We start from the raw sequence: 20,392 nt of genomic DNA, 5'->3' as shown, positions 1-20,392 counted from the left end.
GAACCCCCGTCAGCGGAATCCATCGGGCCGGGCCCGGGTTCCGGTCTGTCGGTTGCGCGTCCCGGATGTGCAGCGACCACTCATCTGAGAGGCTGCACCCATGAAGAGTGCAGCCCGCCGCGTGGCGCTGGAGACGGTGGGCTGGGTGCTGGTGGTCGCCGGCATCGCGGCCCTGGTCCTGCCGGGCCCCGGGCTGCTGGCGATCTTCGCCGGACTGGTCCTGCTCTCCCAGCAGTACGACTGGGCCGAGAAGCGGCTCGAGCCGGTCAAGGAGCGCGCGCTCAAGGCGGCCGCCGAGAGCGTCGAGACCTGGCCGCGGATCGTGCTCTCGACGCTGATCGCGTTGACGATCATCGCGGCCGGTGTGCTGTGGATCTGGCACCCGCCGGCGCCGTCGTGGTGGCCGGTCGACGAGAAGTGGTGGCTCGTCGGCGGGTGGGGCACCGGGACCACGCAGGTCGCCTCGGGGCTGTTCGCGATCGGGATGATCGTCTACAGCTACCGGCGGTTCCACGAGGACGCCGAGGCGTCGGCCAGCACCTCCTAGAAGCCGATCGGCAGGCCGGCGTAGTTCTCCGCCAGGCCGGTGGCGCCGGCCTGGCTCGAGGTGACCCAGCGCAGCTGGGAGAGCTGGAGCTGCTCGTCGAAGGGGTCGCCGCTGGTGTGCAGCATGGTGGTCATCCACCAGGAGAAGTGCGTGCACCGCCAGACCCGGCGCAGCGCCGTCTCCGAGTAGGCGTCGGCCAGCCGCGGGTCGTCCTTGCGCAGCAGGTCGATCAGGGCCGGCGCGAGCAGCCCCACGTCGGCCACCGCGAGGTTGAGCCCCTTGGCGCCGGTGGGCGGCACGGTGTGCGCGGCGTCGCCGGCCAGGAACAGCCGCCCGTGCCGCATCGGCGTCTGCACGTAGGACCGCATCGGCAGCACGCTCTTCTCGGTGACCGGCCCGGGCGTGAGCTCCCAGCCGTCCTGGCCGTGGCCGAGCCGGGTGGCCAGGGCGTCCCAGATCCGGTCGTCGGACCAGGTGGCGACGTCGGTGCCGTTGGGCACCTGCAGGTAGAGCCGCGACACCGACGACGACCGCATCGAGTGCATCGCGAACCCGTCGGGGTGCCAGGCGTAGATCAGCTCGTCGGTGGACGGGGCGACGTCGGCGAGGATCCCGAGCCAGGAGTAGGGGTAGGTCCTGTCCCAGGTACGCCGGACCGCGTCCGGCACCGCGGCCCGGCTGGGGCCGAACGAGCCGTCGCAGCCGACGACCACGTCGGCGGCGACCCGGCGCGGCCGGCCCTCCGCGTCGGTGAACGTCACCGAGGGATGGTCGGTCTCCAGGTCGTGCAGCGCGGTGTCGGCCACCTCGTAGTGCACCTGCTGCCCGGCGGCCGTGCGGGCGGCCACCAGGTCCTTCTGCACCTCGGTCTGCCCGTAGACCCACACCGAGCGGCCGGTGAGGTCGACGAAGTCGAGGTGGTGCCGCTCGTGCGGCCACTGGAGGTGGATGCCGCGGTGCTGGTCGCCCTCCCGGGACAGCCGGTCGGCGAGCCCGGCGGAGCGGAGCAGGTCGACGGTCGACTGCTCGAGGATGCCCGCGCGGATCCGCCCGGCGACGTACTCCTGGGAGCGGGACTCGACGACGACCGACTCGACGCCCGCGTTGCCCAGCAGGTGGGAGAGGAGCAGGCCGGCCGGGCCGGCACCGATGATCGCGACCTGGGTACGCAGGACGCCGTCGCCTTCGGAGGTCATGCGACGAGTGAAGCCGGTCGACGCAGCACCTCGCCACGCGGTGCTTCCACTGGCCGGAAATGGGGGCTGCCGCGGGGCGGCCGGGTGGTCAGAGGAGGTTGCGGCCGATGCCCTGCGCCGCCACCTGCAGCGCGGCGACCAGGCGCGGCCGGTCCTTCTTCAGGCTGGGTACGACGATGCCGAGGGCGGCGACCACCGCCTCGCCCTGGCGGATCGGCACCGCGACCGAGCAGGCGCCCAGGCTCATCTCCTCGACCGTCGTCGCGTAGCCGTCGCGCACCACCCGGGCGAGCTGGCGGCGCAGCAGCCCCGGCTGGGTCACGGTGTACGCCGTGACCCGGGCCGGGTCGGTCAGCGCCGCGGCCTGCACCTCGGGCGGGGCGTGCGCGAGCAGCACCTTGCCGACGCCGGTCGCGTGCAGCGGCAGCCGCGAGCCGATCTGGCTCACCACCGGCACCGACGTGCGGCCGGCCAGCCGGTCGACGTAGAGCACCTCGGTGCCGTCGCGCACCGCGAGGTGGACCGTCGCGAGGGTGGCCGCGTAGAGGTCGTGGAGGTAGGGCGAGGCCAGCTGCCGCAGGCCGGTCTGCACGGGCGCGAGCAGCCCGACGTCCCACAGCCGCCGGCCCACGACGTACTCGCCCGAGGGGGTGCGGGCCAGCGCGCCCCACGCCACCAGCTCGCCCACCAGCCGGTGCGTGGTCGCCGGGGGCAGGCCGGCGCGCTCGGCGAGCCGGGTGAGGGAGAGCCGGCGGTGCTGCTCGTCGAAGGCGCCGAGGATCGCCAGCGCCCGCGAGGTGACGCTGGCGCCGGGGGTCGAGGAGTTGCCGGCCATCGGCCCAGTGTCCCACCGAGCGTCTTCCACTGAACGGAATCGGGTGCTCGGCGTCACACCACCGGCCGCCGTACCGTCGGTGCCGTGAACGACAACCGAGCGTCCTCCGACGCGGCCGCCTCGACCCAGGCCGAGGTGAGCGAGGAGATCCGGCAGATCGCCAAGGCCTACGAGCGCGACCGCGTGGACGGTGCCGAGGAGACGCAACCCCGGCTCGACTACCCGCCGTACCGCTCCAGCCTGCTGCGGCACCCCACCAAGGACCTGCACCACGCCGACCCCGAGGGGATCGAGCTGTGGTCGCCGGCCTTCGGCCACCAGGACGTGGACCGGCTCGAGGCCGACCTGACCATCCAGCACCGCGGCGAGCCCGTCGGGGAGCGGATGACCGTGACGGGCCGGGTCCTCGACGGCGACGGCCGGCCGGTGCGCCACCAGCTCGTCGAGATCTGGCAGGCCAACGCGGGCGGGCGCTACATCCACAAGCGCGACCAGCACCCCGCCGCGATCGACCCGAACTTCACCGGCGTGGGCCGCTGCCTCACCGACGCCGACGGCACCTACGCCTTCACCACGATCAAGCCCGGTCCGTACCCGTGGAAGAACCACCGCAACGCGTGGCGGCCCGCGCACATCCACTTCTCCCTCTTCGGGACCGAGTTCACCCAGCGGATGGTCACCCAGATGTACTTCCCGGGGGACCCGCTCTTCGCGCTGGACCCGATCTACCAGGCGATCACCGACCAGCGGGCCCGCGACCGGCTGGTCGCCACCTACGACCACGACGTGACGCAGCACGAGTGGTGCACCGGCTACCGCTGGGACATCGTGCTCACCGGCACCCACCGCACGCCCCTCGAAGAGGAGGACCAGGCATGAGCCGCGCCCGCGGCGACCTCGCGCCCACGCCCGGCCAGACGATCGGGCCGTTCTACGGCTACGCGCTGCCCTACGACGGCGACTCGGCGCTGGTGCCCCCGACCCACCGCGACGCGGTCCGGCTGCACGGCCGGGTCCTCGACGGGGCCGGCGACCCGGTGCCCGACGCGCTGCTCGAGCTGTGGCAGGCCGACCCGGCCGGGCGGGTCCCGCGCGAGCCCGGGTCGCTGCACCGCGACGGGTTCACGTTCACCGGCTGGGGCCGGTGCGCCACCGACGACACCGGCCACTACGCGTTCTCGACGCTGCGGCCCGGGCCGACCACGCCGGGCACGGCGGCGTACTTCGCGGTGACCGTGTTCGCACGCGGCCTGCTCGACCGGCTGTTCACGCGGGCCTACCTGCCGGGGGACTCGGCCGAGGACCGGGCCGCGCTGGGGGCCGACCCGTTGCTGGCCTCGGTCGACGCGGACCGCCGGAGCACGCTGGTGGCGGGGGCCGACGAGCACGGGTTCGTGTTCGACATCCGGCTGCAGGGCGAGGGCGAGACGGTCTTCCTCACCCATCCGCGACACTGACTCCATGACGGACCTGCTCTGGCCCGGCGACGACCGCGCCGGCGACCTGTTCTCGGACGCGACCTTCCTGGCGGCGATGGTGGCCGTCGAGGAGGCGTGGCTGGACGCGCTCGTCGGCACCGGGATCGCACCGGCGGGCGCCGCCAAGGAGGACCTGCTCGGCCTGGTCTGGCCCTCCCACCACCAGTGGCTGGCGAACGAGTCCGAGCTCGGCGGCAACCCGGCGATGGCGCTGGTCGCGCTGCTGCGCGACGGCCTTCGCGAGCGCAACCCCGACGCCGCCCGCTGGCTGCACCGGGGCCTGACCAGCCAGGACGTGGTCGACACGGCGCTGATGGTGTGCGCCCGCGAGGCCGTCGACCGGACCCTCGCGGCGCTGCGTGAGCAGGTCCGGCGGCTGGCCGCCCTCGTGGAGGAGCACCGCGCCACGCCCATGGTCGCGCGGACTCTCACCCAGCACGCCGTGCCCACGACGTTCGGGCTCCGGGCCGCGCAGTGGCTGACCGGCGTCCTCGACGCGTACGACGACGTGGTGGGGCTGGTGCTCCCCGTCCAGGTCGGCGGCGCCGCGGGCACCATGGCCGCGACCGTGGAGCTCGCCGGCGACCTGCCCGACCCGGTCGGGGCCGCCACCGGCCTCGCCCTCGAGCTGGCCACCGGGCTCGGCCTCGCGCCGTCCACGCCGTGGCACACCTCCCGCGCGACGGTCACCCGGCTCGGGGACGCCGCGGTGCGGTGCACCGACGCGTGGGGGCGGATCGCGAACGACGTGCTCACGCTGAGCCGCCCCGAGCTCGGGGAGCTGTCGGAGGTCGCCGGGGGTGGCTCGTCGACGATGCCGCACAAGGCGAACCCGGTGCTCGCGACGCTGGTGCGCCGGGCCGCCCTCACCGCCCCCCAGCTGGCGGCCACCCTGCACCTGGCCGCCGCCGAGTCGGTCGACGAGCGGTCGGCCGGTGCCTGGCACGCCGAGTGGGCGACGCTGCGCACGCTGCTGCGGCGTGCCGTCGTCGCCGGCGAGCAGGCCTCCGAGCTGCTGAGCGGGCTGCGCGTCCACGAGGACCGGATGCGCGCCACCCTCGAGGCCGCGCGCGACGACGTACGCGCCGAGCAGCGCAGCATGGCCGAGCTGGCCGGGACCGCGCCCCGCGAGGAGTACCTCGGGGCGACCGCGGCGTTCCTCGAGGCGCCGCTGGCCCGCGCGGCCGGCGTGCTGGCCGCGACCCCACCACGTGAGGAGACCCGTTGACCCCCAGCATCACCGCCGTCCGCCTGACCGGCGCCCGCCACCGCGCGGAGCTGCCGCTGCTGGTGCTGGGCCCCTCGCTCGGCACCTCCGCCTCGACGCTGTGGACGGCGTGCGCCGACGCCGGGCTGACCGAGGTCTTCGACGTCGTCGCCTGGGACCTGCCCGGCCACGGGCACAACCGCGCCGTGCCCGAGGAGCCCTTCACCATGGCCGAGCTGGCCGCGGGCGTGCTGCACGTGGTCGACGACATCGCCGCCGAGCGCGGGGACGACACCTTCTTCTACGCCGGCGACTCGGTCGGCGGCGCGGTCGGCCTGCAGCTGCTGCTCGACGCGCCCGCGCGGGTGCCGGCGGCGGTGCTGCTGTGCACCGGCGCCAGGATCGGGACGCACGAGTCGTGGGCGGGCCGGATGGCCCAGGTCAGCATGTCCGGCACCCCGGTGATGGTGTCCGGGTCGGCCGAGCGGTGGTTCGGCGCCGGCTTCCTCGAGCGCGAGCCCGCGCGCGGGTCGGCGCTGCTGCACGCGCTGCAGGAGGCCGACGACGACGGGTACGTCGCGGTGTGCGGCGCGCTGGCGGAGTTCGACGTCCGCGACCGGCTGGCCGAGATCGGCGCCCCGGTGCTGGCCGTGGCCGGCGTCGAGGACGTCTCGACCCCGCCGGCGAGCCTCGGCGAGATCGCCTCCGGGGTGAAGGACGGTCGGCTGGTCGTGCTCGACGGCGTCGGCCACCTGGCGCCCGCCGAGGCGCCGGCGGTGGTGGCCCGGCTGCTGCGTGAGCACCTGCTCGGGGAGCCCGCTGCCTCGTCCTCCGACGACCGCACCGTGCGGGAGGTGCGGGACGCCGGGCTGGTCGTGCGCCGCGAGGTGCTCGGCGACGCCCACGTTGACCGCGCGAGCGCCGCCACCACCGACTTCACCCGCGACTTCCAGGAGCTGATCACCCAGTACGCCTGGGGGTCGATCTGGACCCGGCCGGGGCTGGACCGGCGGTCCCGGTCGATGATCACGCTGACCGCGCTGGTCGCCCGGGGCCACCACGAGGAGCTCGCCATGCACGTGCGGGCGGCCCGCACCAACGGGCTCAGCGTGGAGGAGATCAAGGAGGTCCTGCTCCAGTCCGCCGTCTACTGCGGGGTGCCCGACGCCAACACGGCGTTCCGGATCGCGCAGCAGGTCCTGGCCGAGATGGAGGAGCGGTAGCCATCGGTGCCCTCCGCGGCGACCTGTCAGGGGAAACGGGCACTTGTCAGGTGGTGTATCCCCTGACAAGTGCCACTTTCCCCGGCCGGCCGGGGAAAGTGCCGGCCCTATGCTCTCGCGCATGACCGACGCGCGCACGCCCCCGGGCGACCAGTACGTGCAGTCGCTGGCGCGCGGCCTGTCGGTCATCACCGCCTTCGACGCCGACCACCCGGCGATGACGCTGAGCGACATCGCGGCGCGGACCGGGCTCAGCCGGGCGACGGCGCGCCGGTTCCTGCACACGCTGGTCGAGCTCGGCTACGTGCGGTTCGACGGCAAGCAGTTCGCGCTCACGCCGCAGGTGCTGCGGCTCGGGACGGCGTACCTCTCCGGGCTGGGGCTCCCGCAGATCGCTCAGCCGCACCTCGAGCAGCTCTCCGCGCGGCTCGGTGAGTCGACGTCGGCGGCGGTGCTGGACGGCGACGAGATCGTCTACGTCGCCCGGGTCGCGACCCGGCGGATCATGACGGTGGGCATCACGGTCGGGACCCGCTTCCCGGCGTACGCCACCTCGATGGGGCGGGTGCTGCTCGCGGGTCTCCCGGCCCAGGAGCTCGACGCCTACCTGGCCCGCGCGTCGCTCGATGCCCTCACCGGGCGGACGCTCCACGACGCGGCGTCGCTGCGCGCCGAGCTGGACCGGGTCCGCGCGCAGGGCTGGGCGCTGGTCGACCAGGAGCTCGAGGCCGGGCTGCGCTCGGTCGCGGCGCCGCTGCGCGACGGCGAGGACCGGGTGGTCGCCGCGATCAACGTCTCCACCTCGACCCACGCGCACCCCGAGCTGCCCGAGGGTTACGTCGACGCGGTGGTCGCGGCCGCGCGCGCGATCAGCGCCGACGTCGCCTCGGCCGGCCTGCGGGTCTGAGGTTCGGGCCGGGCAGCGTCTACAGGACCTGGGTGCCGTACATCTCGCCCAGCGGGTCCGCGATCAGCTCGATGCGCGCGCCGTCGGGGTCGCGGAAGTAGACCGACACCCCGCTGTGCACCTCGTGCTCCACGCCGGCGGCGTCGAGCCTGCCGATCAGCCGCTGCCACCGCTCGGGGTCGACCGAGATCGCCAGGTGGTGCAGGCCGCCGAGGACCTCGGCGTACGGCCCGACGTCCAGCCCGGGGAAGTCGAAGAACGCCAGCAGGTTGCCGTTGCCGATGTCGAAGAAGAAGTGCGAGGAGCCGGCGTAGTCGCGGTTCTCGATCAGCTCGGTCAGCGGGAACCCCAGCACGTCCTGGTAGAACCGCACGGTCCGCTCCACGTCGCTGCTGATCAGCGCGGTGTGGTGCAGGCCGCGCGCCGAGGAGACCGGACGCTCGACGGCCGGGCGCAGGTACGCCGTCCGGATCCGCGCCCGCTCGGCCTCGATCGCGGTCAGGTCTCGTTGCTCGGTCATGTCGGTCTCCTCGATCCTCGTCTCGATGGTGTCAGGCGGCGACGGTGGCGTGCATCTCCCACACCAGGATCTCCGCGGGCTCGGTCGCGGTCACCCGCTGGCCGCCGGTCGCGGTGAACCGGACGGCGTCGCCGGTGGCCAGGGCGCCGGCCCCCTCCAGGGTGACCGAGCCCCGGGGCACGAACAGGTGCAGGAACGGCGCCTCGGGCAGCTCCACGGACTGGCCGGGCCGCAGGCGGGCGGCGTGCAGCGCGGCGTACCGGTTCCGGATCCGGATCGCGGCCTCGCCGTCGTGCCGGTCCATGCCGGAGGCGACTGGGACCAGGCCGCCGGAGAGCAGCGCGTCGTCGATCTCGAGCTGCTCGTAGCCCGGGGTGATGCCGCTCTCGTCGGGCAGCACCCACATCTGCACGAAGTGGACCGGGTCGCGGTGCTGCTCGCCCTCGAGGCGCCAGGAGTCGTTCTTCTCCGAGTGCAGGATGCCGGTGCCGGCGCTCATCCGCTGGGCCAGGCCCGGGTAGATCACGCCGTTGTGGCCGGTCGAGTCCTGGTGGACCAGCGAGCCCTGCAGCACCCACGTCACGATCTCCATGTCCCGGTGCGGGTGGGTCTCGAAGCCGGTGCCGGGGTCGACGACGTCGTCGTTGTTGACCAGCAGCAGCCCGTGGTGGGTGTTCGCCGGGTCGTGGTGGTGGCCGAAGGAGAACGAGTGCTTCGAGTCCAGCCAGCCGAAGTCGGTGGTGAACCGCTGCTCGGCGCGGCGGATGTCGACGTTCGGGTCCAGCTCGATGGTGGCCATGGTGCTCTCCTCGGTCCGGTGCGGGTGGGCCGTGCCGGTGACGTGTCACCTACACGATGGGCCCAACATGCGTGACGTGTCAACCATTCCCGCTAGAGTGGCGACGTGGCGACCGATCAGACTCCCTGGCTCGACGACCGGCAGCAACAGGTCTGGCGGGACTGGCTGCGGGTGGGCTCCCGGTTGCCGGCCGCCCTCAACCGCCAGCTGCAGCGCGACTCCGACCTGTCGCTGCAGGACTTCGACGTGCTCGTCCAGCTCACCGACGTCGACGAGGGCCGGGTGCGGGTCTCCGCGCTGGCGGCCGCGCTCGGCTGGGAGCGCAGCCGGCTCTCGCACCACGTCACCCGGATGGAACGCCGCGGCCTGGTGGCGCGCGAGGAGTGCGACGACGACGGGCGGGGGGCGTTCGTGGTGCTGACACCCACCGGCCGGGCCGCGATCGAGCGGGCCGCGCCCGGGCACGTGCGCACCGTGCGCTCGCTGGTCTTCGACGCGCTGGCGCCGGCGGAGGTGGAGGCGCTGGGCGAGGCCCTGGCCGCGGTCCTGGGCCGGCTCGAGCCCTCCTGAGGGCTTCCGTTCGGCGACGCTCCGTGGCATGATGAGTTCGTACAGCGAACCAATGTTCGCATCACGAACACCCGGAGGATCATGGTGATCACGTCCTACGTGTACGCCGCCGCCCGCACGCCGTTCGGCCGGTTCAACGGAGCCCTCGCCGAGGTCCGCCCCGACGACCTGGCCGCCACCGCGCTGTCCGGGGTGCTTGCCAAGGCGCCCGAGCTGGACCCGGCCGAGATCGGCGACGTCGTCTGGGGCAACGCCAACGGCGCCGGGGAGGACAACCGCAACGTCGGCCGCATGGCGGTGCTGCTGGCCGGGCTGCCGGTGAGCGTGTCCGCGACGACGGTCAACCGGCTGTGCGGCTCCTCGCTGGACGCCGCGATGATGGCCTCGCGGATCGTGGAGACCGGCGACGCGGACGTGGCGGTCGCCGGCGGCGTGGAGTCGATGACCCGGGCGCCGTGGGTGCTGCCGAAGCCGTCGCGGGCCTTCCCGGCCGGCAACGTCACCGCGGTCTCCACGACGCTGGGCTGGCGGCTGGTCAACGAGCGGATGCCCGCCGAGTGGACGGTGTCCCTGGGCGAGGCCAACGAGCAGCTGCAGGAGCGGTTCTCGATCTCCCGGGAGCGCCAGGACGAGTTCGCCGCCCGCTCGCACAACCTCGCCGACGCCGCCTGGGGCGCGGGCTTCTACGACGACCTGGTGGTGCCGGTCCCAGGCGCCGAGCTCGCCCGCGACGAGGGGGTCCGCCCCGGCAGCAGCGCGCAGAAGCTGGCCGCCCTCAAGCCCTCCTTCCGCCCCGACGGCACGATCACCGCCGGCAACGCCTCGCCGCTGAACGACGGCGCCTCCGCGCTGCTCCTCGGCTCGGAGGCGGCCGCGTCCCGGATCGGCCTGGACCCGCTCGCCCGCGTCGCGGGCCGCGGCGTACACGCCCTGGAGCCGCAGGCGTTCGGCTTCGCGCCGGTCGAGGCGGCCGAGCAGGCGCTGCGCCGGGCCGGCATCGGCTGGTCCGACGTCGGCGCGATCGAGCTCAACGAGGCGTTCGCGGTGCAGTCGCTGTCCTGCGTCGACGCCTGGAAGGTCGACCCCGACATCGTGAACACCAAGGGCGGGGCGATCGCGATCGGTCACCCGCTGGGCGCCTCCGGCGGTCGGATCCTCGGCACCCTGGCGCACCGGCTCCGGGAGTCCGGCGAGCGCTGGGGCGTCGCGGCCATCTGCATCGGCGTGGGCCAGGCGCTCGCGGTGGTGCTGGAGGACGTGTCATGACGCTGATCTGCGAGGGCGCCGACGAGGCCGTCGCCGACGTGGCGGACGGCTCGACCGTGCTCGTCGGCGGCTTCGGGATGGCCGGCATGCCCGTCGACCTGATCGACGCGCTGATCCGCCAGGGCGCCACCGACCTGACCGTGGTCTCCAACAACGCCGGGAACGGCGACACCGGGCTGGCCGCGCTGCTGGCCGCCGGCCGGGTCCGCAGGATGGTCTGCTCGTTCCCGCGCCAGTCCGACTCGTGGGTCTTCGACGGCCTCTACCGGGCCGGGAAGATCGAGCTCGAGGTCGTCCCGCAGGGCAACCTCGCCGAGCGGATGCGGGCCGCGGGCGCGGGCATCGGGGCGTTCTTCAGCCCGACCGGCGTCGGTACGCCGCTCGCCGAGGGCAAGGAGGTCCGCGAGATCGACGGGCGCACCTACGTCCTGGAGCACCCGATCAAGGGGGACGTCGCGCTGGTCGGCGCGCACGTGGCCGACCGGATGGGCAACCTCGTCTACCGCAAGACCGCCCGGAACTTCGGTCCGGTGATGGCCACTGCGGCCACCACCACGATCGTCCAGGTGGCGCAGGTCGTGGAGACCGGAACCCTGGACCCGGAGGCCGTGGTGACCCCCAGCATCTACGTCGACCGCGTGGTGGCCGTCGGTGCCGCCGCCCGTCAGCAGGAGGCCTCGTGACCGCCCTGGACACCCTCGACCGGACCGTCGAGCACACCGACCGCGGGCCGCTGAGCCGCGACGAGATGGCCGAGATCGTCGCCCGCGACATCCCGCCCGGCTCGTTCGTCAACCTCGGCATCGGGCAGCCCACCAAGGTCGCCGACTTCCTGGCCGCCGACTCCGGGGTGGTGCTGCACACCGAGAACGGCATGCTGGGGATGGGTCCCGCCGCCGTGGGCGACGAGATCGACACCGACCTCACCAACGCCGGCAAGGTCCCGGTCACCGAGCTGCCGGGGGCGTCGTACTTCCACCACGCGGACTCGTTCGCGATGATGCGCGGCGGCCACCTCGACGTGTGCGTGCTCGGCGCCTTCCAGGTCTCCGCGGCCGGTGACCTCGCCAACTGGCACACCGGCGCGCCCGACGCGATCCCGGCCGTGGGCGGGGCGATGGACCTCGCGATCGGCGCCAAGCAGGTGCTGGTGATGATGACGCTGTTCGCCAAGGACGGCACGGCCAAGCTGGTCCCCGGCTGCACCTACCCGCTCACCGGGGTCGGCTGCGTGGACCGGGTCTACACCGACGTCGCGGTCTTCCGGGTCGGCTCGCAGGGGGTCACGGTCCTGGAGACCTTCGGGATCTCCTACGACGACCTCGCCGCGCGCCTCGACGTAGCCCTGCGGCGCCTGCAGGACTGAGCCGCGGGCCGTCGGTGGCCCCGCATAGGGTGCCCCCGTGACCCTCCACCTCCACCGCGCCGCGCGCACCGACCGGCTCGCCGACGCCCTCGGCGACCTGCTGGCGCAGCCGCTGGAGGACCCGTTCGCCATCGAGCTGGTGCTGGTGCCGGCCCGCGGCGTGGAGCGCTGGCTCTCCCAGCGCCTCTCCCACCGGCTCGGGCGCGGCGAGGCCGACGACGGGGTCTGCGCCGGGATCGAGTTCCGGTCGCCGCGGTCGCTGGTGGCCGAGCTCACCGGCACCGTCCGCGACGACCCGTGGTCACCCGACACCCTGGCCTGGCCGCTGCTCGAGGTCGTCGACGAGAGCCTCGACGAGCCGTGGTGCCGCACCCTCGCCCGGCACCTGGGCCACTTCGACGCGGGGGACGAGGCCGAGTTCCGCCGCGGCCGCCGCTACGCCGTGGCCCGGCGCCTCGCCGGGCTCCTCGCGTCGTACGCCGTGCAGCGGCCGCAGCTGCTCGTCGACTGGCTCGCCGGCTACCCGACCGACGGCTCCGGCAGCCCGCTCGACGACGACCTGGCCTGGCAGCCGCCGCTGTGGCGGGCGCTGGTCGACCGGGTCGGCGCGCCACCGCCGCACGTCCGCCACGCCGAGACGGTCGACCGGCTCCGTCGCGGGGTGCCCGAGCTGCCGCCCCGGCTCTCGCTCTTCGGCCACACCCGGATGCCGCGGACCGAGATCGAGCTCGTGGGTGCGCTCGCGCAGGCCCACGACGTGCACGTGTGGGTGCCGCACCCCAGCGACCTGCTCTGGCGCGCGCTCGCCGGCGAGTCCGGGCAGGTCCCGCGCCGCCTCGACCAGTCCCACCGCCGGGTCGACCACCCGCTGCTGGCCACGCTCGGCCGCGACGTCCGCGAGCTGCAGCGCAGCCTGGGCCCGATCCCCGCGGTCGACCGGCACCACGGCGGGGAGCCCGGCGGCGACACCCTCCTGGGCTGGCTGCAGGGCGACCTGGCCGCCAACGAGGTGCGTCCCGACGGGCGACGCCTCGCCGCCGACGACCGGTCGGTGCAGGTGCACAGCTGCCACGGCCCGGCCCGCCAGGTCGACGTCCTGCGCGAGGTGCTGCTCGGGCTGCTCGCCGACGACCCGACCCTCGAGCCGCGCGACATCGTCGTCATGTGCCCCGACATCGAGACCTACGCGCCGCTGATCACCGCGGGGTTCGGCCTCGGCGACGTCCTCGAGGGCGGGCACCCGGCGCACCGGCTGCGGGTCCGGCTGGCCGACCGGGCGCTGACCCAGACCAACCCGCTGCTCGGGGTCGCGGCGCAGCTGCTCGACCTGGCCGGGGGCCGCGCCACGGCGAGCGCCGTCCTCGACCTCGCCCAGGCGCCGCCGGTGCGGCGCCGCTTCGGCTTCACCGACGACGACCTCGACACGGTGACGGCCTGGGTGCGCGAGTCCGGGGTCCGGTGGGGCTTCGACAAGGAGCACCGGGCGCCGTTCGGCCTCGACCAGTTCCTCCAGAACACCTGGCAGTTCGGGGTCGACCGCGTGCTCGCGGGCGTCGCACTCTCCGAGGACTCCCGGGCCTGGCTCGGCACGACGCTGCCGCTGGACGACGTCGGCAGCAACCGGGTGGAGCTGGCCGGCCGGCTCGCGGAGCTCGTGGAGCGGCTCACCGTCGCCACCGACGGCCTCACCGGCACCCGCCCGCTCGCCGAGTGGCTGGCCGCGCTCGCCGAGGGGGTCGCGACGCTGACCCGCGTGGACCCGGCCGACCAGTGGCAGTCCGGCCAGGTCCAGCGCGAGTTCGCCACCGTGCTCGCCGAGGCCCCCGCCCGCGAGGACACCCCGATGCGGCTGACCGACGTGCGGGCGCTGCTGGGCGGCCACCTCGCCGGACGGCCGACCCGCGCCAACTTCCGCACCGGCACGCTCACGGTCTGCACGATGGTGCCGATGCGCTCGGTGCCACACCGGGTGGTGTGCCTGCTCGGCCTCGACGACGGCGTCTTCCCCCGGCTCGGGCTGGTTGACGGCGACGACGCGCTGGCCCGGGAGCCGCTGACCGGGGAGCGGGACATCCGTTCCGAGGACCGCCAGCTGCTCCTCGACGCGATCGGCGCCGCCACCGAGCGCCTGGTGGTGACCTACACCGGGGCCAACGAGCACAGCGGCCAGAAGCGCCCGCCGGCGGTGCCGCTGGGGGAGCTGCTCGACGCCCTCGACCGGACCACCGCCGAACCGGTCCGGGACCGGGTGGTGGTCCAGCACCCCCTGCAGCCCTTCGACGTACGCAACGTCGCGCCCGGTGCGCTGGGCGTGCCGACGCCGTTCACGTTCGACCCGGCGATGCTGGTGGCCGCCGAGACGGCCGCGGGCGAGCGTCCCCCGGCCCCCGAGTTCCTGCCGACGCCGCTGCCGCCGACCGCCGGGGAGGACGTCGCGCTGGCCGACCTGCTGGCCTTCTTCCGCGACCCGGTGAAGGGCTTCTTCCGGGCCCTCGACCTGACCCTGCCGTGGGACGTCGAGGGCGTCAGCGACGCGATGCCGGTGGAGATCGACGCGCTGGAGACGTGGGGCGTCGGCGACCGGATGCTCGCGGACATGCTGCGCGGCCTGCACCCCGACCAGGCCCTCGGCGCCGAGTGGCGCCGCGGGTCCCTCCCACCCGGCCAGCTCGGCTGGCGCAAGGCCGGGGAGGTGCGCGACCAGGCCATGCAGCTGGCGATCGCCGCGCTCACCCACCGCCAGGTCGCCCCCCGGGCCTACGACGTCGACGTCGAGCTCGGCGGCGGCCGCCGGCTGACGGGCACCGTCACCCCGGTGTACGGCGACCGCCTCGTCGCCGTCGGCTACTCCCGCCTCGACGGCAAGCACCTCCTCGAGTCCTGGATCCGGCTGCTGGCCCTGGCGGCCGGCCGGCCCGACCACAACTGGACGGCGCTCACCATCGGACGGGCCGCCCGCGGCACGGCCGCCGCCCAGCGCCTGCTCGGGCCGGCCGCCGACGAGCCGCTGGGCCTGCTGCAGGACCTGGTGGCGATCTACGACGCCGGGCGCCGGGAGCCGCTGCCGCTGCCGCTCAAGACGTCGTTCGCCTGGGCGAGCGCCCGGCACCACCACGACGACCCCGTGGAGGCGGCGCGCAAGAAGTGGAAGAGCGGCACCTACCCCGCGGAGGACGCCGAGCCCGCCCACGAGCGGGTCTGGGGCGTCCGCCCGCCCCTGGACCGGCTGCTCGGGCCGGTCCCGCCCGGTGAGGCCGTCGAGGGCGAGGACACCCGGCTCGGCGCGCTCGCCGCGCGCGTGTGGCTGCCGCTGCTGCGCTGCGAGAGGACGGGCCTGTGACGGAGCCCTTCGACCTGCTCGGCCCGCTGCCCGACGGTGCCTGCACCGTCGTGCTCGAGGCCAGCGCGGGCACCGGCAAGACGTTCACCCTCGCCGGCCTGGTCACCCGCTACGTCGCCGAGGGGCTGGCGACCCTCGACGAGATGCTGCTGATCACGTTCGGGCGGGCCGCCAGCCAGGAGCTGCGCGAGCGGGTGCGCGACCAGCTGGTCGACGCGGCCCGGGCGCTCGAGGATCCCGCGACGGTCGGCGACAACGAGCTGCTCGCCCACCTCGTGGCCGGGCCCGAGCAGGAGCTGGCCGCCCGCCGGCACCGGCTGCGCGATGCGCTGGCCGGCTTCGACGCCGCGACCATCGCGACCACCCACCAGTTCTGCCAGCTGGTGCTGCGCTCCCTCGGCGTCGCCGGCGACACCGACGCCGGGGTCACGCTCGTGGACAGCCTCGACGAGCTGGTGGGCGAGGTGGTCGACGACCTCTACCTCAGCCGGTTCGGGCACCAGCGCGAGTCGCCGGTGCTGACCCGCGCGCAGGCGCTGGCGCTCGCCCGCGAGGTCGTGGCCAACCCGCAGACGCTGCTGACCCCGCAGGATCCGGCCGAGGGCTCGGCCGAGGCCGTGCGGGTCGACTTCGCCCACGCGGTGCAGCGGGAGCTCGAGGCACGCAAGCGGCGGCTCGGCATCCTGGGGTACGACGACCTGCTCAGCCGGCTCGCCACCGCGCTGGAGGACGACGACGCCCCGGCCCGGGCCCGGATGCGCCGGCGCTGGCGGATCGTGCTGGTCGACGAGTTCCAGGACACCGACCCGGTGCAGTGGGACGTCATCGAGAGGGCCTTCGTCGGCCACGCCACCGTGGTCCTGATCGGTGATCCCAAGCAGGCGATCTACGCCTTCCGCGGCGGCGACATCGTCACCTACCTGCAGGCGGCCCGCGCCGCCGACCGGCAGTGGACCCTGGGCACCAACTGGCGCAGCGACGCCCCGCTCGTCGAGCGGCTCCAGTCCGTGCTGCGCGGCGCGGCGCTCGGGCACCCGGAGATCGTCGTACGTGAGGTCGAGGCCCGGCACCGCACGCACCGGCTCGCCGGTGCGCCCCGCAACGACCCGTTCCGGCTGCGCGTCGTGACCCGGGAGAAGTTCGGGGTCCGGGGCACCCGCACGGTGCCGATGGACGACGTGCGCGCCCACGTGGCCGCCGACCTCGCCGCCGACATCCAGCAGCTGCTCGCCGGCGACGCGACCTACGACGGGCGCCCGGTCCGCGCGGGCGACATCGCCGTCATCGTCGAGGCGCACCGCGACGCCCGCGTCTGCCGCGACGCGCTGGCCGCCGCCGGGGTGCCGGCCGTCTACACCGGCGACACCGACGTCTTCGCGTCCCGCGCCGCCGCCGACTGGCTCTGCCTGCTGGAGGCCTTCGAGCAGCCGCACCGCAGCGGCCTGGTCCGGGCGGCGGCCGCCACCATGTTCTTCGGCGAGTCCGCCGCCACCCTGGCCGCCGGGGGCGACGCGCTGACCGACCGGGTGGCCGAGACGCTGCGCGAGTGGGCCGACCACGCCCGGGAGCGCGGGATCGCGGCGGTGCACGAGGCCGCGATGCTCGCCGGCCTGGCGCCGCGGGTGCTGGCCTGGCGTGGCGGTGAGCGGGACATGACCGACCTCGCGCACGTCGCGCAGATCCTGCACGAGCTCGCGCACCGCGAGCGGCTCGGGCTGCCGGCCCTGCTCGACTGGCTGCGCACCCAGTGCCGGGAGCAGCGGGGCGCCGCCGAGCGGAACCGGCGCCTCGACAGCGACGCCGCGGCCGTCCAGGTGATGACGGTCTGGGTGAGCAAGGGGCTGCAGTACCCGCTCGTCTACCTGCCCTTCGGCTTCAACCGCTACGTCCCGCCCCGGGAGATCGTGCTCTACCACCAGGACGGACGGCGCTGCCTCGACATCGGCGGGAAGGGGCAGCCCGGGTTCGCGGCGGTCGAGGCCCGCGGCCGGCAGGAGATGGCCGGCGACGACATCCGACTGACCTACGTCGCGCTCACCCGCGCCCAGTCGCAGGTCGTGGCCTGGTGGGCTCCCTCGTGGGACGAGCCCAACGGCGGGCTGTCCCGGCTGCTGCGCGGCCGGACCCCCGGCGCGGCGGCGGTGCCCGACCGTTGCGAGCCGAAGATCTCCGACGCCGACGCGCTCGGGCTCTTCCGGGCGTGGGAGGCCGCCGGCGGCCCGGTGGTCGAGGAGTCGCGCCTCGTCACGCCCGGAGCGGTGCCGGCCCGGCCGCCGGTGCCCGGACTCGGCGTACGCCCCTTCGACCGCACCATCGACACCTCCTGGCGTCGCACCTCCTACTCCGGCCTGATCCGGTCCGCGGAGGAGTCCCGGGGGGTGGCCAGCGAGCCCGAGGTGGAGGCGCTGGACGACGAGGTCGGCGAGCTGCCCCCGGCCGGGCCGCTGCCGGCGGCCGGTGCCGAGGTGCCCTCGCCGATGGCCGACCTGCCGGCCGGGGCGACGTTCGGCTCGCTGGTGCACGGCGTCCTCGAGCACGCGGACCCGCTCGCCGACGAGCTCGAGGCGGAGCTGGTCGCGCAGGTCCGGGAGCAGCTGGCCTGGTGGCCCGTCGACACGTCGGCCGAGGACCTGGCCGCCGCGCTCGTACCCCTGCACCACACCCCGCTGGGCCCGCTGGCCCCCGGGGCCACGCTGGCTGGGATCGGCCTGCCGGACCGGCTGCGCGAGCTCGACTTCGAGATCCCGCTGAGCGGCGGGGACCGGGCGCCCGGGCCCGACGTGCGGCTGGCCGACGTCGGGGCCCTGCTGCGCAAGCACCTCGCCGTTGACGACCCGCTGGCGCCGTACGCCGACCGGCTGCTCGGCACCGGCCTCGCCGACCAGTCGCTGCGCGGCTACCTCTCCGGCTCGATCGACGTGGTGCTGCGCGTCCCCGCGGAGGGAGGCCCCCGCTACCTCGTCGTCGACTACAAGACCAACCGGCTCGGCGACCCGGAGGCCCCGCTCACCGCGGCCGACTACTCCAGGGAGCGGCTCACCGAGGCGATGCTGCACTCGGACTACCCGCTGCAGGCGCTGCTCTACGTCGTGGTGGTGCACCGCTACCTACGCTGGCGGCAGCCGGGCTACGACCCGGCCACGCACCTCGGCGGCGTGCTCTACCTCTACGTGCGCGGGATGTGCGGCCCCGCCACACCGGTGGCCGACGGGCACCCCGCGGGGGTGTTCAGCTGGGCGCCGCCCGCGACCCTGGTGACCGCACTGTCGGACCTGCTCGACGGACGGAGGGACGCGTGAGCCTGCTCGAGACCGAGGACCCGCGCGACCACCGGCTCGCGCTCGGAGCCGGCGGCCTGCTCCACGAGTTCAACGAGGCTGGCGTCATCGAGGCGGCCGACGTGCACGTCGCGCGCCGGGTGACCGAGCTGGCCGGGGAGACCGACGAGACCGTGGCGCTCGCCGTGGCGCTGGCCGTGCGCGCGGTCCGGGGTGGCTCGGTCTGCGTCGACCTGACCAGCGTGGCCGAGGACTCGGGGCTCCCGGAGCTCGCGTGGCCCGCGACCCACGCGTGGCTGGCGGCTCTCGGAGCCAGCCCGCTGGCCGGGGACCCGCCGGTGCTGCGGCTGCTCGACGACCGGCTGCTCTACCTCGACCGCTACTGGCGGGAGGAGGAGCAGGTGTGCGCCGACCTGCTCGCGCGTCCCGCGCCCGCGCCGCTGACGGTCGAGGAGGAGTCGGCGCTCGAGGTCGCCCTCGACCGGGTGTTCGCCGCTGCCGGGTACGACGAGCAGCGCGCCGCCGCGCGGATCGCCCTGGCCCAGCGCACGACCGTGCTCACCGGCGGCCCGGGCACCGGCAAGACCACCACCGTGGCCGCGCTGCTGGCACTGCTGGCGGAGCAGGCCGAGCGGTCCGGGGGTGCCACGCCGCGGATCGCCCTCGCGGCCCCCACCGGCAAGGCGGCGGCCCGCCTGCAGCAGGCCGTCGAGGAGGAGGTCGCCCGGCTCCCAGAGTCCGACCGGACGCGGCTCGGCACGCTCACCGCCGTGACGCTGCACCGGCTCCTCGGGCCGCGCCCCGACACCGCGGTCCGGTTCCGCCACCACCGGGAGAACCGGCTGCCCCACGACGTCGTGGTCGTCGACGAGACCTCGATGGTCTCGCTCACGATGATGGCCAGGCTGCTCGAGGCCGTGCGGCCCGAGGCGCGGCTGCTGCTGGTGGGCGACCCCGACCAGCTCGCGTCGGTCGAGGCGGGCGCGGTGCTCGCCGACCTGGTCGAGGGGCTCGGCGCCCGCGACGACGGCCGGATCGCGGCGCTGCGCACCTCGCACCGGTTCGGGGAGTCGATCCGGCGCCTGGCCGAGGCCGTCCGGGCGGGGGACGCCGACGAGGCGGTCGCCCTGCTCGAGGCCGGGGGAGAGCACGTTGCCTTCGTCAGCGACCCCGACCCCGAGCCCCGGCTGCGCGCGCTGCTGGCGCCACGGGCCCTCGACCTGGTCCGGGCCGCCGAACGGGGTGACGTCGAGGCCACGCTGGCCATCCTGGAGCGGCAGCGGCTGCTGTGTGCCCACCGGGAGGGACCACACGGCGTACGCCACTGGAACCGGCAGGTCGAGCGCTGGATCACCGAGGAGACCGGTGAGCCGATCTGGTCGACGTGGTACGCCGGCCGCCCGCTGCTGGTCACCGCCAACGACTACGGGCTCGGCGTGCACAACGGCGACACCGGCGTCGTCGTACGCCGCGGCGACGGGGTGCTGCGCGCGCACGTCGCCGGCAGCACGCGGCGCCTCGACCTCGCGACCAGCCGGCTCGGTCAGGCCGAGACCATGCACGCGATGACCATCCACAAGAGCCAGGGCAGCCAGGCCGACGAGGTCGTCGTGCTGCTGCCGCCTCCGGAGTCCCGGCTGCTGACCCGCGAGCTCTTCTACACCGCCATCACCCGGGCCCGGGAACGGGTCGTGGTGGTCGGCGGGCCGGACGACGTGCGCGCCGCGGTCACCCGCCGGGCCCAGCGCGCGTCCGGGCTGCGCCGGCGCCTCGCCCAGGCCTGACCCCGACCGGTCGCGTGTTCGGCTCGGGCGCCGAGAGCTCACGCCGTGGTGGCGAAACAGGCCGGCAACCTGCGCC

At 74.9% G+C, this 20,392-nt stretch carries 17 protein-coding genes; 13 read left to right on the top strand and 4 right to left on the bottom strand.

Going from position 1 to position 20,392, the window contains the following annotated elements:
* Positions 1-100: 100 nt before the first annotated feature.
* Positions 101-547 carry a PGPGW domain-containing protein gene (locus tag ABD268_RS04955; protein ID WP_344148478.1) on the top strand — a complete coding sequence of 149 codons (447 nt, stop codon included), beginning with the start codon at positions 101-103 and terminating at the stop codon, positions 545-547.
* Here the strand turns inward: ABD268_RS04955 and ABD268_RS04950 are convergent.
* On the bottom strand, positions 544-1,743 hold the full coding sequence (locus ABD268_RS04950; protein ID WP_344148475.1) for a 4-hydroxybenzoate 3-monooxygenase: 1,200 nt from the start codon (positions 1,741-1,743) through the stop codon (positions 544-546). The two genes, ABD268_RS04955 and ABD268_RS04950, sit on opposite strands and share 4 nt — an antisense overlap.
* 88 nt (positions 1,744-1,831) lie before the next feature.
* Positions 1,832-2,578 carry an IclR family transcriptional regulator gene (locus ABD268_RS04945; protein ID WP_344148472.1) on the bottom strand — a complete coding sequence of 249 codons (747 nt, stop codon included), beginning with the start codon at positions 2,576-2,578 and terminating at the stop codon, positions 1,832-1,834.
* An 84-nt stretch (positions 2,579-2,662) separates the two neighbouring features.
* Here ABD268_RS04945 and pcaH point away from each other — a divergent pair, with 84 nt between their 5' ends.
* From pcaH to ABD268_RS04920, 5 genes are all read left to right on the top strand, one after another.
* Positions 2,663-3,457 carry a protocatechuate 3,4-dioxygenase subunit beta gene (gene pcaH, locus ABD268_RS04940; RefSeq protein ID WP_344148469.1) on the top strand — a complete coding sequence of 265 codons (795 nt, stop codon included), beginning with the start codon at positions 2,663-2,665 and terminating at the stop codon, positions 3,455-3,457.
* On the top strand, positions 3,454-4,035 hold the full coding sequence (gene pcaG, locus ABD268_RS04935) for a protocatechuate 3,4-dioxygenase subunit alpha (RefSeq protein ID WP_344148466.1): 582 nt from the start codon (positions 3,454-3,456) through the stop codon (positions 4,033-4,035). Before pcaH ends, pcaG begins: the two co-directional genes overlap by 4 nt.
* Positions 4,036-4,039: 4 nt before the next feature.
* Positions 4,040-5,284 carry a lyase family protein gene (locus ABD268_RS04930; RefSeq protein ID WP_344148463.1) on the top strand — a complete coding sequence of 415 codons (1,245 nt, stop codon included), beginning with the start codon at positions 4,040-4,042 and terminating at the stop codon, positions 5,282-5,284.
* Entirely contained in the window at positions 5,281-6,486 is a 1,206-nt protein-coding gene (gene pcaDC / locus ABD268_RS04925; protein ID WP_344148461.1) for a bifunctional 3-oxoadipate enol-lactonase/4-carboxymuconolactone decarboxylase PcaDC, read from the top strand. Before ABD268_RS04930 ends, pcaDC begins: the two co-directional genes overlap by 4 nt.
* Positions 6,487-6,607: 121 nt before the next feature.
* On the top strand, positions 6,608-7,393 hold the full coding sequence (locus ABD268_RS04920) for an IclR family transcriptional regulator domain-containing protein (protein ID WP_344148458.1): 786 nt from the start codon (positions 6,608-6,610) through the stop codon (positions 7,391-7,393).
* A 19-nt stretch (positions 7,394-7,412) separates the two neighbouring features.
* Here the strand turns inward: ABD268_RS04920 and ABD268_RS04915 are convergent, their stop codons facing one another.
* Together ABD268_RS04915 and ABD268_RS04910 are read right to left on the bottom strand one after the other, a co-directional pair.
* Positions 7,413-7,913, bottom strand: coding sequence for a VOC family protein (locus ABD268_RS04915; protein ID WP_344148455.1), 501 nt, complete (start codon positions 7,911-7,913; stop codon positions 7,413-7,415).
* Between the two features lie 31 nt (positions 7,914-7,944).
* On the bottom strand, positions 7,945-8,712 hold the full coding sequence (locus ABD268_RS04910) for a pirin family protein (RefSeq protein ID WP_344148452.1): 768 nt from the start codon (positions 8,710-8,712) through the stop codon (positions 7,945-7,947).
* A gap of 105 nt (positions 8,713-8,817) precedes the next feature.
* Here ABD268_RS04910 and ABD268_RS04905 point away from each other — a divergent pair, with 105 nt between their 5' ends.
* From ABD268_RS04905 to recD, 7 genes are all read left to right on the top strand, one after another.
* On the top strand, positions 8,818-9,282 hold the full coding sequence (locus ABD268_RS04905) for a MarR family winged helix-turn-helix transcriptional regulator (RefSeq protein ID WP_344148449.1): 465 nt from the start codon (positions 8,818-8,820) through the stop codon (positions 9,280-9,282).
* Positions 9,283-9,363: 81 nt separating this feature from the next.
* The gene (locus tag ABD268_RS04900; protein ID WP_344148446.1) at positions 9,364-10,548 is read left to right on the top strand and encodes a thiolase family protein; all 1,185 of its coding nucleotides are present in this window, start codon (positions 9,364-9,366) and stop codon (positions 10,546-10,548) included.
* Positions 10,545-11,231 carry a 3-oxoacid CoA-transferase subunit A gene (locus ABD268_RS04895; protein ID WP_344148443.1) on the top strand — a complete coding sequence of 229 codons (687 nt, stop codon included), beginning with the start codon at positions 10,545-10,547 and terminating at the stop codon, positions 11,229-11,231. The genes ABD268_RS04900 and ABD268_RS04895 overlap by 4 nt, the downstream gene beginning before the upstream one ends.
* Positions 11,228-11,914, top strand: a complete 687-nt coding sequence (locus ABD268_RS04890) for a 3-oxoacid CoA-transferase subunit B (RefSeq protein ID WP_425573678.1) — start codon at positions 11,228-11,230, stop codon at positions 11,912-11,914. Before ABD268_RS04895 ends, ABD268_RS04890 begins: the two co-directional genes overlap by 4 nt.
* Positions 11,915-11,951: 37 nt before the next feature.
* A complete protein-coding gene (gene recC / locus ABD268_RS04885; RefSeq protein WP_344148440.1) occupies positions 11,952-15,254 on the top strand; it encodes an exodeoxyribonuclease V subunit gamma in 3,303 nt (1,100 codons plus the stop codon).
* Positions 15,251-18,553, top strand: coding sequence for an exodeoxyribonuclease V subunit beta (gene recB, locus ABD268_RS04880; protein ID WP_344148437.1), 3,303 nt, complete (start codon positions 15,251-15,253; stop codon positions 18,551-18,553). Before recC ends, recB begins: the two co-directional genes overlap by 4 nt.
* The gene (gene recD, locus ABD268_RS04875) at positions 18,550-20,316 is read left to right on the top strand and encodes an exodeoxyribonuclease V subunit alpha (protein WP_344148434.1); all 1,767 of its coding nucleotides are present in this window, start codon (positions 18,550-18,552) and stop codon (positions 20,314-20,316) included. Before recB ends, recD begins: the two co-directional genes overlap by 4 nt.
* Positions 20,317-20,392 lie beyond the last annotated feature (76 nt).

Source organism: Nocardioides koreensis, assembly GCF_039531775.1.
Classification (GTDB): Bacteria; Actinomycetota; Actinomycetes; order Propionibacteriales; family Nocardioidaceae; genus Nocardioides; species Nocardioides koreensis.
This window is presented reverse-complemented; position numbering and strand designations above follow the sequence as displayed.

Bases quoted from the DNA above. Each gene is read 5' to 3' on its own strand.
- ABD268_RS04895 (WP_344148443.1), top strand. From the start codon at position 10,545: ATGACGCTGATCTGCGAGGGCGCCGACGAGGCCGTCGCCGACGTGGCG.
- ABD268_RS04945 (WP_344148472.1), bottom strand. From the start codon at position 2,578: ATGGCCGGCAACTCCTCGACCCCCGGCGCCAGCGTCACCTCGCGGGCG.
- ABD268_RS04920 (WP_344148458.1), top strand. From the start codon at position 6,608: ATGACCGACGCGCGCACGCCCCCGGGCGACCAGTACGTGCAGTCGCTG.
- ABD268_RS04950 (WP_344148475.1), bottom strand. From the start codon at position 1,743: ATGACCTCCGAAGGCGACGGCGTCCTGCGTACCCAGGTCGCGATCATC.
- ABD268_RS04915 (WP_344148455.1), bottom strand. From the start codon at position 7,913: ATGACCGAGCAACGAGACCTGACCGCGATCGAGGCCGAGCGGGCGCGG.
- ABD268_RS04930 (WP_344148463.1), top strand. From the start codon at position 4,040: ATGACGGACCTGCTCTGGCCCGGCGACGACCGCGCCGGCGACCTGTTC.
- ABD268_RS04910 (WP_344148452.1), bottom strand. From the start codon at position 8,712: ATGGCCACCATCGAGCTGGACCCGAACGTCGACATCCGCCGCGCCGAG.
- pcaG (WP_344148466.1), top strand. From the start codon at position 3,454: ATGAGCCGCGCCCGCGGCGACCTCGCGCCCACGCCCGGCCAGACGATC.
- ABD268_RS04955 (WP_344148478.1), top strand. From the start codon at position 101: ATGAAGAGTGCAGCCCGCCGCGTGGCGCTGGAGACGGTGGGCTGGGTG.
- ABD268_RS04900 (WP_344148446.1), top strand. From the start codon at position 9,364: ATGGTGATCACGTCCTACGTGTACGCCGCCGCCCGCACGCCGTTCGGC.